The organism is Bacillus cereus group sp. N31 (assembly GCF_016483245.1).
Taxonomy (GTDB): domain Bacteria; phylum Bacillota; class Bacilli; order Bacillales; family Bacillaceae_G; genus Bacillus_A; species Bacillus_A toyonensis.
This window is the reverse complement of the sequence record NZ_JAEHCH010000002.1, coordinates 329,463-346,889: the sequence shown is the minus strand read 5'-3', so window position 1 is coordinate 346,889 and position 17,427 is coordinate 329,463. Positions and strand designations below refer to the sequence as shown.

Below are 17,427 nucleotides of genomic sequence, written 5' to 3'. Positions count from 1 at the left end.
ATATTTTACATTCAAACTTTCGACTATTTTACAACTACATCTTGATTATTTTCAAAGCCCTCTGCCTTACCTTCTTTCATTTCATAATAATAAGAAGGCAATTCTATACCATGTTCTAAGAAATAATCCTCTATGAATGAAATAATGATTTTTAACGTTTTCACACGAGCATACAATTTATCGTTACTTTCAATAATATGCCACTTCGCATTTGGCTTACTTGTTTTTTCAAACATGTCTTCCATTGCTTCAACATACTCATCCCATTTTTCACGATTACGCCAATCTTCGTCTGTAATTTTCCATCTTTTCAAAGGATTTTTCTCTCTATCTTTAAATCTCTTTAACTGTTCCTCTTTACTTATATGGTAGAAGAACTTCCCTATTATGTAATGGTCATCTGTTAGTAGTTTTTCAAAATCATTAATCTCATCATATGCTCTCATCCACTCTTCCTTTGTAGCAAATCCTTCCACACGCTCAACTAACACACGACCATACCATGAGCGATCAAAAATAGTAATTTGCCCGTACTGTGGAATTTTGCGCCAGAAACGTTGCAAATAATGGTAACGTTTTTCATGAGGTGCAGGCGCTCCAATTGGATTTACTTGGAACCCACGCGGGTCAAGATGTTCCGTCACCCGCTTAATTGCCCCACCTTTACCAGCCGCATCCCAACCTTCCATAACGAGCATAACCGCGATTTTTTCTTCTTTTAAAATTTGCTGTAATGCTAATAAGCGCCTTTGGTATTTTTCGAGTTTCTTATTGTACTTAGATTTTGATTCAATTTTTTTCGTTAAATCTACTTTAGCAAAATGCCCATTTTCCATAAAACAAATCCCCCTTGTTGTATGATAATATTATTTTAACATATTTTGGTAAATTTTTCATATTACAAAAAACTGTGCAGGAAAATCTCTACACAGTTTTTCACTCTATCTTTACATCTATCTCGATATTCCCTTTTCTATTGCTCACAGCTTTCATAAAGAATATAGCAATTAAAACAACTGTAATAACCGTGCCTGCAATCGGAGATATGTTTAGTGGAATGTTAGAAGCGATTTTCACATTTTACAATCGAATGATTGGGGGAATCCCCCTTCTAGTAAAAAATAAGCAAATACTGTAAAGCCAATGATTACTACTGAAAATTATATAGTTACAACTCCTATTGGTATTGTAAGCAGCGTAACATTTGAACTTTCTCTTACAGAACTGACAATTGAATATATACCTAAAATAAGACTAAGTATCGCAACACTTATATACACAATTACTGCATACCAAGGATTAAAGTCTAATAAGAGTCCAGAAATAACTATATACAAAAATAATAGTTGCAGAAAAACACTGCTCCCCATACTTATTAATATTCTCAACATACACTTCCCCTTATGTTCGCTATTTCATTTTTTCCGATTACATTTGATGTGTATTAGCATATGAATCAAATGTAATAATTCTTAACAATCACCCTTACATTAAATGGTATATCCTCTTATAAAGAGAAGATAATAACAAATAAATCCGTTACAGAATGGGAGTTCTCAAAAAATGAAACGAAAAATATTCTTTCTCTTTGTGCTTATTTGTGTAGTACTACCAATGCAAGCTAGCGCTTACACATTTCAATCGCTACCAATTGTGTTAAAGTCTAAACAATGGTATATCGAAATTGATAAATCTCATAACTCAAATGAACAAGTAATCCGGTCAAAACAAGGTGTATATGATACGTATAGTTTACTCGTAAAAAATATCGGTACTGATGTTTCAAATGTATCTGTAGAAATACTTGATAACACGCCTACATCTAAAGCTACCTTTACACCTACTACATCTGATGAAAACATCTCAAAAAGTCATACAAGCTTTGACCACATGGTATTTCCATTAGACTTTAATAGCCATAATTTTAAAGTCGTTATTACTTGGGAAGAAAAGAATTTCTCTTACAATGGTCATCCGGTAAATGAGGGTAAAAAAATGAAACAAACATTTGTATTTAATGAAGACTAAGCCTTATTTTAAGTATGGCTTAGTCTTTTTTTATGAAACCCGATTGGATCGCTTCTGTCACTTCTTTTGCAATTTCCATTTTCGTTGCTTTCTTGCAAATACATGTTTCCCATATATGTACAGAAGGCTCTTCATTAGAAAGATGCTTCAGTAATATGAGCCGTTCATACTCTAGTTTATTATCAACAGGAGTCACAATATATACAGTAAAATTCTTCGTATCAAATACCTGTTCTTTTACAACATATTCGCCTTGTAGTTCCGATTCTAAAAATTCGTTGAGGCAATCTACAACCATATAAAATAACTCCTTTCATTATTCATTCAAATTATTAATCAAACTTACGAATACTTGGGACAGATAGAGCAATTACAATTGTAAAGATTACGAATAATGCTAGCATTAATATAGTTACCTCTCCGCCTATTACATTCGCTAACCAACCAACAACTACATATCCTAATGGCAATAAAGCAAAAGAACCTAACATATCAAGGCTTGCTACTCTTCCGAAAGCTTCTTCCGGTACGAGCTCTTGTAAACTCGTTTCCCAAATGAGTCCAAATATCATCATACCGAATCCTTCAATTGCCATTAAGAATATTAAAGCAGGCGCCCAAGAAATAAAAGGCATAACTAATAGAGCGAAGCCGCTAATTAAAACACCTCCATAGGCCAGTAACCCTCTCTTGTGCCACCGCTCTTTCCCACCAAATATTAATGCGGCAATTACAGCACCGCCACCAGAAGATGCCATTCCCAGTCCGTAAACGTAAGCTTCAAAATGATGATGAATATTAAATAACCATGGAATTAATACGACGATAATGCCGGCATAACAAATATTTACGAAAGAAAAAACGAAGATTGTAATCCAAAGCCACGGATGACTTTTTAAAACTAAAACACCCTCCATAAACTCCTTTTTATAATCGACCTTACTCTTTTCAATCGATTTTATTTTTTTAAACTTAATTTCTTTTAAAAATAATAAACATAAAAATGATAATAAGTACGTTGCTGCATCTAATCCAAATCCTATCCCAGCAGATGCAACTGAAACGATTAATCCACCAAGTGCTGGTCCAATTAACCGTATGCCTTGATTACTCATTTGCGTTAATGCATTAGCTGCATTGCGAATTTCAGGTACGAATACTTTCGCCCTCACGGCAGAATATGCTGGCTGAAATATCCCTTCCATAAGTCCATATACGGCAACGAGGACATATAACAGCCTAATCGTTAACAAATCCGTAAATATAAGCGATGCAAGTAATAGCATTACTATACAGCGGATTATATCCGTAAATAACATTAATTTTACTCGATCAATTCGATCTACAACTAACCCTGCAAACGGTAAAGCAAGAATATTAGGTAGCATATACATTGCCATAGTCATCCCCATTACAACTGTTGAACCAGTTAGTGAGTAAACAACGACTGGCAAAATAACCATTGTTATAGAACTCCCTAAAGTTGAAAGCAATTGTCCAATCCACAAAAACTTAAAATGCCGTGATACTTTGACTGGCAACAGTAATTTTCCGACATATCCTAAACCTTTTTTGGTTTGTATTTCTCCCTGCATTTTCCTCACCTCTTTTCACTTAACTATAAACTCTATAATAAACATCTGAAAAATATTAATATTCTATTTTAAATTATAATATGAAACTACTATATTTATGGTAAAATTATCAAAAAAATACAAGGGAGAAAATATGGTCATGCCTTCCAATTCACCTAACATCGAGCACCAGATCTATACAATGTGTATGATCCAGCGTAACAATGAAATTTTACTTTTAAAACGTCCCAATCATCGAGGCTTTCCTGGCTATATAGCTCCTGGCGGAAAAGTAGATTTCCCAGAAAGTATCGTCCAAGCTGCTATACGAGAAGTGAAAGAAGAAACTGGACTACACGTTTCTAATTTAACTTTTAAAGGGGTAGACGAATATGTAAATCCTAAGGAGCATGTTCGATATATGGTATTCAACTATTGGACAGACTCATTTGAAGGCGAGCTTCTTATTAATCCTCCTGAGGGTGAATTAGTATGGGTGCCAATCGATACAGCACTCAATCTTCCTATGCAAGATTGGTTTAAAGAAAGATTCCCATTATTTTTTAAAAAAGGCACGTTTGAAATTCAACGTGTTTGGGACCGAGACTTAGATAAACAAGTCGCTATGACAATTACCCATACGTAAAAAAGCTTGGAATCCCTCCAAGCTTTTCTTACTTCACCTCTATTTTCTTAATCTCATAATCAATTTCTAAAAACTTAACTCCGAATATCCACATTTTATGGTGAGCAGTTAGCATGTGACCCTTTCCCTCTTTAATGATAAAAACCTCTGTTAACGGTAAACGGATTGTAAAGAAACCAGTATGTAGATAAATCCCCTCATCTCCCTTACTATTTTCTCTCAACTTACTAGTAATGATTAAATCATTGCTATCATTACATACTTTTAAAATACCTGTCATATTCGAATAAGGTAAAGGCAATGCGATATTCATATATGTCTCGTTCTTATGCGTATGTTTTGAATACAGAGCCAAAAAAATAGACTCTCCTGCTTCATTTTCCCTTAGCCAAGCCCTTACATTCTCTCTTCCATCTTTCTCATCATTTACACCTATGATAGAGCCATACATTGTTTCCCACTTATCGCCCATCCCTAAATGTATTTGTCCTACTCGTTTACTCATTTTCGTATAACAAAATGCAAATGGACGGAACCAACGAGCCCATTTAATATTCGATTGTAACTCATACGCTGCTGTATTTTCATAAAAACGAATCATACTTAAAGGAACCTTCGTCACGTCAAATGACTCACTATGAAAATCATTTATTTTATCAACTAAACCGTTGTATTCCTTACTATCTACTAAATTTCCATTCTGTAAAAATGTCCCACCAATTCTCACGCTTCCTCTTAATCTACTCATTGGTTTCCCATAGTACTTATAATTTGGAGCACTCTTTTCAATCATCCAACCTACAAATGCTGGTAATGCTACTCCAATACCATTTACCACACCGTGAATCCAAACCATTTGAGCAATTGTAATCGTCAGTACTTGTTTTAAATTTCCGTATGAATATATGAGTGAGAACATAATTGTAACCCTGAGCGTACTAGACGAAATGATTAAGAGAACCTTTGCACGAATAGCATTAAATTTCGCTTTCCAAACGTACATACCATATCCATAAATAGCACATAAATATATCACAACTGCAAAAAATTCAAATATCCTCAAATATGTAATTCCTATTGCAACTGTCATAGGTGAAATCATGATGATAAACATAATAGCATCATACACTTTACTTCTCTTTTCTCTTTTTCTCCCTATTAAACCAGCTGATAATGGCAATAAAAACGCCGAATAATGAAAATGTGCAGCTGTAAGTAAAACAATGTCAGAGCTAAAATGCATAATTGAAAGTTTTGCTACTGAAGCAAAAAACCAAAAACCACCTAAAAACAAATAAATAAACGCACTATCTATGACGGTCTCCTCTAACGGCTTCCATCCTCTTTCTAGCAATCTACTTACACCAAATAACGCAACAATTCCTGTATATACAAACCAAACTAGCGCAAATAAATAGTGATTTGTGACGAAAGCTAGCATTGCGCAAATTGCTGCGATTGGATATAAAAACGATACGAATTTATAAAATAATAAATACGATCCATTTCTTGTTCTTTTATCAATAATACAAAAAGACATCGGTATAAATAATAAAACAGATAATAATATAATTGCTTCAACAGGATTTATATTTGACCACTCACATATTAGAAAAATAATATAACAAGCAAGTCCAAATATTATATTTTTCATCGCGTTTATTTCCTTTCCACAAATGTTCCTTTATATGAAAATAGAGACCCAATTAACGGATTTCGTACTTGTACATGAATTCGAAAACATCGCAGTGCTTCATCATAACTTTCAAAAATTTTTGCTTCTCCGTATAAAAATTTCGGTAACGGAATTTTTCTCCCTACCATATAAAACCATTGTTTTTTTGAAGAAATATGCATTCCACCCGCCTCGTCAATATGAAAATTCAATGTAGAAACAAGTATATGCGGCTCACCAAAATAATCTACGATTTCATGTTTCTCTTCATCCAGCTGCATAACGGCGTTAAAATATCTTTTCTTATTATGAAAATAAAAAGTACGGTTCCACCTTACTAATTCTTGTCCATATTCATCTCGCTCAGCTATGTTTTGTATCGTAAATGGAATTTCCTCTCCTCGTTCCGAGAAAAACATTCGAAACTTCGATGCAATTTTCAATATAAATTTTACGAAAAAAGAGCCACCGTAAATTTCATCCATCTTTCCTTCCCCTGTAAAACTATTCTCTTCTGTAATCGCATAACGCTTCTGCAATTCCGGATGAAGATTTTTATAGGTATCCCCTAATAATCGTTCATACATATTAGCCATACACTTGCCCCTTTCTCGCCCTCTTGCAATTTTTCGCGCTTGGTAAATCGAAACTATTTATATAACCGACAATTGATAACCCCATTAGAAGAACATTTAATGTAATCGGATTAAACGGCCCTGTAAAGCTTGCGATATTCGTAAATCCTGCCGCTAACGTTAAAACTAGTAATACAATAATATGCAGTATAAATAATTTTCGTTTTATTATTGGCAACAGCCATACGACACCGAAAATTATTTCTAACACCCCAATTATTTTAAGTATACATACACTACTTTCATTTGAACCGATTAATAAAGAAAGCATCTTTACTTCCTCTGAATGAGTAAACAGTAGTTTTGGCACTATCCCTTGATATATCCATACAAAAGCAAATAAAAAACAAACGAGCCAATACGTCATCGTTCTTCTAATTAGCAAACTAGGATGCAAACCTTTTTCCAACCATAATTTGAGAGCATCAAAACTCCAAGCAGTCGCCCAACCTAATAATGGACGAAACATATATGAATCAATCACATTTCCTATACGACCATATCTCGTATCATAATCATATTGCGTTTCAAAATGAATACACTCTTTATGAGGTGTATACTTCCAATAACCACACCCTATTCGTATAAGTGATAATGTATTGTCTGTCCAAAATTTCAAAGAAGAAATCCGTTCACCAGTTTCTTTTCTTATTTCACCTATCGATTCCCCTTCTCCGCCTATTTCAAGCCCAAATCCTATCTTTGTTTTATATAAAAACTTCTGTGGTTCTCCCTCTTTTTTCTCTAAATACGAAATTTCAGTAAAACGAGCATCCCACTCTGTATGTAGGTCTGGTTCTTGCGTATATTCCCATAATTTCTCTATTGTCGTTTTCATTTCTGTCGCAACATAAATAGGCCTTTTTCTTTTCGTACTCCGACCTCCTATACTCTATATTTTTAATGTACATGTAATATATGTATTTTGCTACATTTTTCACAAACTTCATCTCTAAAAAGAAAGAATTTTGAAAATATATATAAAACACTTGATTCCCTGAATAATTTAAATTATTATAAAACAAATGTTACCAACAACTTCATAAATCAAACACTCTCGCCTAAAACGTGAGATAGAGGTTGCAATACTTATGAGTATTCTAATGGAGACACAGAGATGTCTATGAAATTGGATGAAAGGAAGTGTTGCCGAAATTGATAAATTTCTCTGCATTTATCAATTGGGGCTGTTTTCGAATAGAAACAGAACTGTCATATGTACAGACATGTACGTATGAAGAGCTATCTACAAAAAAGAGATATCATTTTCATGGTATTCCTTTTTTGGCGGTTTTTTTATTAGCTCCGTTTTCTGTTTCCCTTTTCCTGTAACAGCACCATCCTCACTTATTTGAGATGGTGTTTTTTGTTTTTCTCTCTGGTAACTACAGGAATATTGGGATTTATATATGTCCTAATCTATTCTTAAAAATGGACGAAAGAAGGAATTCGTAATGGAAACGATTGTACAAAAATTTGGTGGTACTTCTGTCGGAAGTGTTGAGCGCATTCAACATGTGGCAAATTTAATTATTGAAGAATATGAACGAGGACATAGTATCGTCTCTGTCGTTTCAGCAATGGGGAAAAGCACAGATGAACTTGTAGCACTTGCTAACGCTATTGCGGAAAATCCAAGCAAACGTGAAATGGATATGCTTCTATCTACAGGAGAACAAGTAACTATTTCATTATTAACAATGGTACTACAAGCAAAAGGTTATAACGCAATTTCATTAACAGGATGGCAAGCTGGTATTACGACAGAATCTGTACACAGTAGTGCACGGATTACTGACATTAACGTTGAGCGTATTCAGTCTTATCTTACTGAAGGCACGATTGTTATCGTAGCTGGTTTCCAAGGAATCAGTGAAAAAAATGAAATTACAACGCTTGGACGTGGTGGCTCTGATACGACAGCTGTTGCATTAGCAGCGGCACTAAAAGCGAAAAAATGTGATATTTATACGGATGTAACAGGCGTATACACGACGGATCCACGAGTTGTAAAGACAGCTTACAAATTAGATGAAATTTCTTATGATGAAATGTTAGAACTGGCAAACCTCGGCGCCGGCGTATTACATCCACGTGCTGTTGAATTTGCCAAAAATCATCATGTCGTTTTAGAAGTTCGCTCAAGTATGGAACAAGAAAACGGAACAATTGTAAAAGGAGAATGTAACATGGAACAACAATCAATCGTTAAAGGTATTGCTTTTGAAGATAATATTACTCGTGTAACAATTAAAGGATTAGAGCAAGGTTCACTTTCAACAATTTTCTCTACGTTAGCTAACGCACATATTAATGTAGATATTATTATTCAAAGTATTACAAATGAAGGAACTGTTCATCTTTCCTTCTCTATCCATTCTAATGACTTACAAGAAACACTAGAAGTATTGGAACAGAATCAAGAAGATCTTCACTATGAGTCTGTAGAACATGAAAATCATTTAGCAAAAGTATCAATTGTAGGATCTGGTATGGTATCTAATCCAGGTGTTGCTGCGAATATGTTCACTACTTTAAAAGAAGAAGATATTCATATTAAAATGGTAAGTACATCTGAAATTAAAGTGTCTGTCGTTATTGACCGCCTTCATTTAGTAACAGGTGTGGAAGCACTTCATCAATCATTTATGGCGAAAATTGAGCCTTTAGTGCAAATGAGCTAATTTAATATTTTTATTGCAACTTACAAAAACATATTAATCTATTTCTTTCCTATATAAATAAAAAGCTGTTTGCATAGATTTCAAGACTCTACGCAAACAGCTTTTTAATATATTATCGATATCCAAAAATCATTATAAAACAATGAAATTATTCTTTAAACTCTTTCCTAGGAAATATAGTTGACTCTTCTTACTTCTTATCACACATATCGTTTCTCTCTTTCCCTTGAAAAAATGATCTATATTCATTGAAAATAATTTTCTTCACATCCGAGTAAAAGACCATCATGAATAGTGCAATTCCTAATACAACCACCTGTATTTTTTCATACTCAATGAACGCACTCATAATGAGCAAACCACATCCAATATAAAAACCAAACTCATTCTCTTTCTCAAAATCCGCCTCTTCTTCATCAATATGTATTTTCTCTTTAAAGCTTTGATTCCCTTTTATTAACTCATCTAGCGTAACGTTGTACATTTCGCTCAGTAAAATTAAATTATCAATGTCAGGGTAACTTTTATCATTTTCCCACTTATAAACCGCTTGCCTCGTCACACCAATTTTTTTAGCAACATCCTCTTGCGAAAACTCCTTTGATTCTCGTAGTTTTTTAGCTGTTCTCCTATACTCATAACGTCCCCTCCTTTAACAAATTATTACATAAAAGGAGATAAAAAAGAAAGAAACTATTAGTAACACGCACTGTAAACCACTAGTTTACACAATAAAAAAAGGGAGAGTAACTCTATTTTCAAGCTACTCTCCCTCTCACTTATATTAATTAAAACAGATGAATGTTTTCTTTCTTACAAGCTTCACGTAAATCGTCAGGCCATACAGAAGATTGAACTTCACCGATATGTGCTTTGCGTAAAAAGTACATGCACATTCTTGATTGTCCAATACCACCACCAATTGTTAATGGTAGTACATCCTCTAAAATACCTTTATGGAAATCATACTCACGTTTGAAATCATCACCCGTTTTTGTTAACTGTTCATCAAGTGATTTACTATCAACACGAATTCCCATTGATGATAATTCGAATGAAGCTTGTAATACTGGGTGCCAGAATAAAATGTCACCGTTTAATTTCCAATCATCATAATCGGCTGCGCGTCCGTCATGCTTTTCACCTGAACGAAGTGCATCACCAATTCCGATAATGAAGACTGCACCGTGTTCTTTTGCAATTGCATGTTCACGGTCTTTCGGCGTTAATTCTGGATATTTATCTTCTAGCTCTTGGGAAGTAATGAAAACAACTTCTTCTGGTAAATACTTTCCAAGGAACGGATATTTTTCAAATAAGTGATCTTCCAAATCTTTGAATATTCCATAAATTGTTCGTACTGTTTCTTGTAAGTAATCTACAGTGCGCCATTCTTTTTGAACGATTTTTTCCCAATCCCATTGGTCGACGTAAATGGAATGTGTTGCATCAAGTTCTTCATCACGACGAATCGCGTTCATGTTTGTATATAAACCTTCACCAGCTTCATATCCATATTCATGTAGTGCAAATCGTTTCCACTTTGCTAGTGAATGAACAATTTCTAATTCTTCTCCTGAATGTAACATATCAAATTCAATTGGACGTTCTACACCGTTTAGATGATCGTTTAATCCTGATTTTTTTGTTACGAATAATGGTGCAGATACGCGGAATAGTTCAAGACGTTTTGCTAATTGGTCTTCGAAAAATGTTTTAACTTCCTTAATTGCGATTTGAGTCTCTCTTACTGTCATTAATGATTGATACATGGTGGTTTCCCCCTAAAATGTTTGGATGTTGTGAAAAGAAGCCAACAAAAAAAGCCCTTCTTCCCCAAAAAACTGGGACGAAAGGCTTTGGTTCCGCGGTACCACCCAAATTAGCAACAGAGGTTGCTCACTTATACAGTACGGAGATGAAGATCTCGATACTGTTCTTCTTGTAACGGCGAAGTGCCCGGCTAAGTCTACTTTCCTATAAAGGGTTTCGGTTAGCAACTCCAGGAGGTTCTTCATAATAGGCTTCGTATCAGGCTCACACCACCCCTGACTCGCTTAGACTACGTCCTACTACTACTCGTCCTTTCATAGTCGTTTTGTTGTCACATCTCTGAAACATTTTATTAATGATTATTCTATACAAAAAACAAAGAAAGTCAACAAAAAGTTTTAAAATATTTTTCAATTCTATATTTTACGGCTTTATTGATTGTTGTTAATTTAACATCTTTACTTCTTCTGCCTCGTCAATCCAAAAAATGTTTCACTAACCGAAACTAACGTATACACAACAATTAGTGTAATCGTTCGAAATATAGAATCCGCAGTATTTCTTATTATTTTCATTTTCTTTGTAATTCCTTTCAGTTTACTTGCAATTTCATGATATACTATAGCATTCAAGCAGTTTGTTTTTACTTAAAGCAAACATAGTCATTTATCAAGAGTATTTTCTAATTCATTGACTATTATCAAACAAGATTTTTATATAACGGAGTGATCATATGAGCAAAACGAAAGCGAAACCGAAAAAAGGTGTAGGACAAGGTACAGGAAGTAAAGGATGGAACCGTTGGCAATCAAGTGCAAAGAAAAAGAAAGCAGCAAAGCCATACAAAAGTAAAGGCACAAAGAAGTAATTTAAATACCATTTGATTTCTTTACTTTGTTCAAAACAAAATATAATTATTACAACAAAAAACTATGCTCTCATAAATTTGAAAGCATAGCTTTTTTTATTTTAAATCATAAGAATTTCTCGAATTTCTTCCTCAGTTATGGAGGATAATTTCCCTTCTCCTGGCTCAATTACTTCAGCAATTAAATTTTTCTTCGTTTCTTGTAGTTCATGCATTTTCTCTTCAATTGTTCCGTGGGCTACTAACTTAATAACTTGCACCGTATTTTTTTGTCCCATTCTATATGCTCTATCTGCTGCTTGTTGTTCGACAGCTGGATTCCACCATAAATCATATAATATCACTGTATCTGCACCAGTTAAGTTAAGACCCGTACCACCAGCTTTTAAAGAAATAAGAAACAAATCGCCTTCACCTTCGTTAAACCGATTGCATAGCTCTACACGTTCCTGCGCTGGTGTACTCCCGTCTAAATAAAAGTATGGAATCGCTTGACGATTTAACTCACGACCAATAATGGAAAGCATCTTCGTAAATTGAGAAAAGATCAAAATTCTCTTCCCAGTACTTCTACATTCTTCTAAAATCTCTAACAGTTGTTCAAATTTAGCTGAACTGCCTTTGTAATCATCAACGAATAAAGCAGGATGATTACAAATTTGTCGTAATCTCGTTAAACCAGCTAAAATTCTAATTTTATTTTTACGTAACGTATCTTTGTCTAAATGTTTTAACGTTTCTTCCCTTAATTTCGCTAAATAAGCTGCATACAATCTCTTTTGGTCTGGTAATAACTCCGATGACTGTAAATGCTCTATTTTATCTGGCAACTCATTTAATACGTCCTCTTTTAATCGTCTTAATACGAATGGTTTCACTCGCTTCGCTATATCCTCACGCCTTAAATCACCGAACTCTTTTCTTCCTGGTAATAATTCTGGGAAGACGACATGGAAGATAGACCATAGCTCTTCTAACGAATTTTCTACAGGTGTTCCTGTTAATCCGAAACGATACTCCGCTTGAATCGTTTTCACCGCTTTTGCAGTTTGCGTTGTAGGGTTTTTAAACGCTTGTGCTTCATCAAGAAATAGTGTATGAAACGGCCTTTCATACAACCTTATATCTCTTCTCAGCAATGGATATGACGTAATTATGACATCAAATTCTGCTATATCTTTTAAAATTTTTCGGCGCTCTATTTGATTTCCATCTGCAATAACTGCTCTAATATGCGGGGCGAATTTTTTCAATTCACTCAGCCAATTATAAACGAGGGACGACGGAGAGACTACTAATATAGGCATGTTTTTCTCTCGAATTTCAGGCAAAACAGAGTCTATAAAAGCAATGCTTTGCAGTGTTTTCCCGAGTCCCATATCGTCTGCTAAAATGCCTCCAAAACGGTAATAGGCGAGTGTTTTCATCCACTCGAATCCATACACTTGATACTCTCGCATTTCTGCATGTAAAGTATTTGGCACAGCAAATTTCAATTTTTTCGGGTTTTGAATATTTTCTACTAGCTCTTGAACAGAATCATCCAAACTTAAAACATTACCTTCGTGAAGTCCGTTCATCCATTTTACACTCCGAATAAGCGGAACATTCACTTCTTCCCCATGTAAAAATTCTTTCCGAATACCCGTTTCTTTTACAAATTGATTAATTTCATTAAACTCTTTACTCTCCAGTGATAATAAAGAACCGTTCGCTAATCGGTAATATTTCCGTTTCTCTTCAAGAGCTACTAATACTCCTTTAATTTCCGCCTCCGGTATTCCTTTTATATCAAAACGAAATGACAACCAGTCTATCCTCTCTTTTCGTCTAACTCTAATAAGAGGAGCTGTATCTCCTTTATGAATTCGTAATTTGATTGCTGTCGTCGCATAAATATCAAGTAAACCTTTTAATGTTGGAACGACGTGATATAAAAAATTGTACTCAGCTTCTTCATTATGCATAAAGTAACCGCCTTCCGTTTTCGCAAAGGCACTTTCACTCATAATATCTAAAATCTCTTTTTCCTTTTTCTCATCACGATTAAAAACAGACGGCTGTCCATCCTCTTCTAACGGATTAATTATGACGTTTCCATAGTGAAATTCAAGACCTGCTAACAAGCGATTTTTCACTCTATCTAAATATAATTTCGCTTTTAATACGGGTGTTTCAACACGATCTGATACTACCTCATCTATTCGTACAGTTCCTAGCTTCATTAAACCTGGTACAACTTTCGCTACAAAATATTCCATCTTATCTGTCGGAATGTATAATTGGTTACTACTAGAGCGATTCATCATTTTTTGTAATTCGATAAGCCGCTTGCAATCCTCAGCGTTCAACTGATACAGTTTCCCTCCAAATAGAGCATAACTATACGTATCCATTACCTCAACTCGTTGTAAGCCATCAATATAAAGCGTAAACCCACTGTTACTCCCTTTATTAAACTCAAAATGTAATGGAAGGAGTCCTTTTGAAATTTGTAAACCATGAAAAGATTGTCCATTTTGATTCAGTCTCACACACTCAACTTTAGAAAGTAAAGAAAGCATATCCCCCCAAGACGCTGGCGGTATTAAAATCATGCTATCATCTTGTTTTGCATGTACTTCTAGCGTATCCTCATACATTTTTTCATTATGATGAATTTTAATAAGTTGCTGAATAATCGCATCTGTATCTTGTTTAAAGCTATGTACATCTGGTGTATATGTAAACTCATTGGAACAATTAAAAAGTTCTCTTCTCTCCACCTTAAAAAGAAATTCTCTAATCTGATTTACGAAATACGTTTTGGCAAGTTTCAGCTGCATTCCTAGAAGCGCTCCACCTTGTTTCGTAACTACTGGTGTACAAATAAATTCAACATGAAGTATTTCACGTGTATCAAAACGATGTTGTTTACTTTTCGGTCTCAGTGGCTTGTCTGCAAACAACTGAAACATCCCACTTGTTAATTGATCATTCCCGCTCATGTGTTCACTACTAGCTGGGCGCATTCCACCCGTTTGCTGATTATAATTTATTTGTATCAATACTGCTGCAACATGTTGACAGTACGTTTGAAAAGACGCTAATGACGGACAACTACATTTCGCAACAACATCACCCTTTTTAATTTTTTCGACTGTAACATGAAAATCTTCGTTTCCTTTTACTGTCGCCTCGCAAATTTCTTTATTTTCATCATAATGATTTATTATTACTTTATTTGATTTATAATAAGCTTCACCTCTTTTATATGAGGTCTCTCCGCACACTTCTTTAATAATCGATTTATTTAATGTAAAACTCATTGCTTTGACACTTCCTTACTGTAAAACCATTTTCTCTTACTTAACATTTTACATGCTTCACGAGAAAATATAAAATGTTGGTTTAACAAAAAAGATACTTATTTATAAACGCCTCAGACTGTAAGCAAATAGAGTTTCAGTACTTGTCCCTAAACTCTTAAAACCGCCTATTATACAGGCGATTCTGAAAGGTTCCAGCATAGTATTTAAATATCTTCTACATTTTTCATGTAAAAGTTTTACTGGCCATCGCATCAATAATTTAAAAGATATGATTTTATGAAAAAGAGTAATAAAAGTTTTTCACACACACCGTTGAGATGGATGTGCATATTTTGATGCAGGGGGCTTACTCTCTATAATAGGAGGATAAAGTAGGTAATTTACATATTTTCATGCGTGCCCTTATATAAGACTGTTATTGCGGCTAGTAGAAGGATAATCCCCATACAAGCAGGTGCGGCATGCCCAAGTGAAACATAAATTTGACCTCCAATGATCGGCCCAACCATTCTTGCTAAAGCCTGAATAGATTGACTACCTCCTTGAATCCTTCCTTGTTCACTAGAATCGACAGACTTCGAGAGCATCCCATTGAATGAAGGTCCAAAGATGGAATCACCAAAACCAAATATAAACATTCCAGCGATAAGAAACGGATAAAATGAGAACAAAGCTGATGCTGCAATAAGACTATAACCTATAATCTCCGAAACCATTCCGAGAATTGCTATCTGTTTATCAGTAAGTTTTGTCAAAAGTTTTGGCATTATAAAACTTTGTGAAATGATATCTTGGAATCCCATAATTGAAAACATAAGTCCGATTAACGCAGGCTTCCAACTAAAAGTATCCATTGTAAATTGTGAAAAAATTGCCTGTAAAGATCCATTTGGTATCCAAAGTAAGAATGCTGAGACAAGTAGCCATTTTAAATTTTTCATGGAAAGTATATTTGCAAGTTGTGTAAATGGATTCAATCTTACAAAGGTAATCTCTTTCAATCTATTATTTTTGTCAAGGCTCTCAGGCATATATAAGATTCCATAAACAACATTTAATAAAGTTATGATTGCTCCAAAATACATAGGTACAGAATAACCAAACTTGGCAAGATATCCACCTATAGTTGGTCCAATAACAGTGCCTACTCCTACAACCGCACTTATCCATCCGAAGTATTTCGTTCTTTGTTCTGGAGGAATAATATCTGCAAAATATGCGAAGATAGTGCTTATGCTCCCTCCTGTTATACCTTCTATTATGCGTCCAGCAAATAGTATCCATAGAGCTCCTCCTATGCCAAAAACTAAGTACCCGATTGCGGAACCGAAAAGGCATACTAAAAGTAATGGACGACGACCATATTTATCACTCAAAGCTCCAAGTGCGGGAGCCGCAAAAAATACGCAGACTGCATAAACAGAAGTTAATAGCGTAACGACGACCGCTTGTTCTGCCGAATTACTTGTATACGGCTGCACTAAAAATGGAACGACAGGTATTATAATGCTGAATCCTATTCCACAAAGAAACACAGAGATAAGACCGAATAGTAAGGCGTGTTTATCTATGACTCTTTCCGTATTATGTTCATTATGTGATCTGAATTTGGACATTTACATTCTCACCCCAACAGTTATTTTTGTTTCCTTATCAACAAAACGATAACTCCATTTTGTTTCCCTGTCAACAAAATTGCAACAATAAAAAAGCAATCCATCCTTGGACTGCCTTTCGTTTCATTTTTATTTTTTAAATAGATTACGACTTAATATGTACACCTTGTTTCTTTATTTCTGTATCTAAATGTCTACTATACTTTTCCACAAAGCTAAGTATACTATCAAATTCTTCCTCGGTTACTTGATCAAACACAACTTTATCCCGTTCTTCAAACTCTTTGTGCAGATCCTCATGTATTTTATAAATTACTTTCCCTTGTTCAGTAAGCCTAAAATAGATTTCTTTCTTATTATCCGACTTCTGATAACTTTCGATAAGGCCTTTTTTTATAAGTTTTTTTGTTATTCTACTTATGGCACCGCGAGTCATATAAAAGGACTCCGCAAGTTTTGTCACGTTAGAATCTACATTTTTTTCAATGTATTCGATACAATGTACTTCAGAAGAATTATACCCCTTAAGACTGTCTTCCATCTTATCCTTATTAAGCCAAACAATCTTATTATATAAGTCCCTGAAACCCACTATGATCTTTTCTTCTTTATTCATG

14 protein-coding genes, 2 pseudogenes, 1 riboswitch and 1 other annotated feature are annotated in these 17,427 nt (G+C 34.5%); of the genes and pseudogenes, 4 read left to right on the top strand and 12 right to left on the bottom strand.

The features are described from left to right. Window positions 1-23: 23 nt before the first annotated feature. Together JDS81_RS06090 and JDS81_RS30905 are read right to left on the bottom strand one after the other, a co-directional pair. Entirely contained in the window at window positions 24-836 is an 813-nt protein-coding gene (locus JDS81_RS06090; protein ID WP_097954143.1) for a polyphosphate kinase 2 family protein, read from the bottom strand. A gap of 244 nt (window positions 837-1,080) precedes the next feature. Beyond that, window positions 1,081-1,388: pseudogene (locus JDS81_RS30905) on the bottom strand (alpha/beta hydrolase). 175 nt (window positions 1,389-1,563) lie between these two features. On the opposite strand from JDS81_RS30905, the gene JDS81_RS06085 reads away from it, so the two are divergent. Next, entirely contained in the window at window positions 1,564-2,028 is a 465-nt protein-coding gene (locus tag JDS81_RS06085; protein ID WP_000823157.1) for a hypothetical protein, read from the top strand. Window positions 2,029-2,047: 19 nt separating this feature from the next. Here JDS81_RS06085 and JDS81_RS06080 read toward each other — a convergent pair whose 3' ends face one another. Together JDS81_RS06080 and JDS81_RS06075 are read right to left on the bottom strand one after the other, a co-directional pair. After that, window positions 2,048-2,326 carry a hypothetical protein gene (locus tag JDS81_RS06080; RefSeq protein ID WP_000259572.1) on the bottom strand — a complete coding sequence of 93 codons (279 nt, stop codon included), beginning with the start codon at window positions 2,324-2,326 and terminating at the stop codon, window positions 2,048-2,050. 34 nt (window positions 2,327-2,360) lie between these two features. After that, window positions 2,361-3,623, bottom strand: coding sequence for an MFS transporter (locus tag JDS81_RS06075; RefSeq protein WP_001161182.1), 1,263 nt, complete (start codon window positions 3,621-3,623; stop codon window positions 2,361-2,363). A gap of 139 nt (window positions 3,624-3,762) precedes the next feature. On the opposite strand from JDS81_RS06075, the gene JDS81_RS06070 reads away from it, so the two are divergent. Next, on the top strand, window positions 3,763-4,248 hold the full coding sequence (locus tag JDS81_RS06070) for an 8-oxo-dGTP diphosphatase (protein ID WP_097954141.1): 486 nt from the start codon (window positions 3,763-3,765) through the stop codon (window positions 4,246-4,248). Window positions 4,249-4,276: 28 nt separating this feature from the next. Here JDS81_RS06070 and JDS81_RS06065 read toward each other — a convergent pair whose 3' ends face one another. From JDS81_RS06065 to JDS81_RS06055, 3 genes are read right to left on the bottom strand one after another with little or no spacing between them, the layout of a single operon-like run. Then, on the bottom strand, window positions 4,277-5,902 hold the full coding sequence (locus tag JDS81_RS06065; protein WP_097954140.1) for a YndJ family protein: 1,626 nt from the start codon (window positions 5,900-5,902) through the stop codon (window positions 4,277-4,279). A 5-nt stretch (window positions 5,903-5,907) separates the two neighbouring features. After that, window positions 5,908-6,519: a DUF4166 domain-containing protein gene (locus JDS81_RS06060; RefSeq protein ID WP_097954139.1), complete on the bottom strand. Its 612-nt coding sequence runs from the start codon at window positions 6,517-6,519 to the stop codon at window positions 5,908-5,910. After that, window positions 6,512-7,396, bottom strand: a complete 885-nt coding sequence (locus JDS81_RS06055; RefSeq protein WP_097954138.1) for a DoxX-like family protein — start codon at window positions 7,394-7,396, stop codon at window positions 6,512-6,514. Before JDS81_RS06055 ends, JDS81_RS06060 begins: the two co-directional genes overlap by 8 nt. Window positions 7,397-7,624: 228 nt before the next feature. Continuing rightward, window positions 7,625-7,811, top strand: a riboswitch (Lysine riboswitch). A gap of 201 nt (window positions 7,812-8,012) precedes the next feature. Between JDS81_RS06055 and JDS81_RS06050 the strand changes: the two genes are divergently transcribed. Beyond that, entirely contained in the window at window positions 8,013-9,242 is a 1,230-nt protein-coding gene (locus tag JDS81_RS06050) for an aspartate kinase (RefSeq protein WP_097954137.1), read from the top strand. A gap of 190 nt (window positions 9,243-9,432) precedes the next feature. Here JDS81_RS06050 and JDS81_RS06045 read toward each other — a convergent pair. Both JDS81_RS06045 and asnA read right to left on the bottom strand, forming a co-directional pair. Continuing rightward, window positions 9,433-9,881, bottom strand: a pseudogene (locus JDS81_RS06045) (helix-turn-helix domain-containing protein). 149 nt (window positions 9,882-10,030) lie between these two features. Beyond that, on the bottom strand, window positions 10,031-11,014 hold the full coding sequence (asnA, locus tag JDS81_RS06040) for an aspartate--ammonia ligase (protein WP_000284901.1): 984 nt from the start codon (window positions 11,012-11,014) through the stop codon (window positions 10,031-10,033). A gap of 70 nt (window positions 11,015-11,084) precedes the next feature. Further along, window positions 11,085-11,342 (bottom strand) — a binding site (T-box leader). Between the two features lie 406 nt (window positions 11,343-11,748). On the opposite strand from asnA, the gene JDS81_RS06035 reads away from it, so the two are divergent. Then, complete coding sequence (locus tag JDS81_RS06035; protein ID WP_000047591.1) at window positions 11,749-11,883, top strand: DUF3934 domain-containing protein; 135 nt, start codon at window positions 11,749-11,751, stop codon at window positions 11,881-11,883. A gap of 101 nt (window positions 11,884-11,984) precedes the next feature. On the opposite strand, the gene JDS81_RS06030 is transcribed toward JDS81_RS06035, so the two are convergent. From JDS81_RS06030 to JDS81_RS06020, 3 genes are all read right to left on the bottom strand, one after another. Then, entirely contained in the window at window positions 11,985-15,191 is a 3,207-nt protein-coding gene (locus tag JDS81_RS06030) for a DEAD/DEAH box helicase (RefSeq protein ID WP_097954136.1), read from the bottom strand. A gap of 383 nt (window positions 15,192-15,574) precedes the next feature. Next, a complete protein-coding gene (locus tag JDS81_RS06025) occupies window positions 15,575-16,810 on the bottom strand; it encodes an MFS transporter (protein WP_097954135.1) in 1,236 nt (411 codons plus the stop codon). Between the two features lie 145 nt (window positions 16,811-16,955). Beyond that, window positions 16,956-17,426, bottom strand: coding sequence for a MarR family transcriptional regulator (locus tag JDS81_RS06020; protein WP_001030884.1), 471 nt, complete (start codon window positions 17,424-17,426; stop codon window positions 16,956-16,958). Between the last annotated feature and the right edge of the window lies 1 nt (window position 17,427).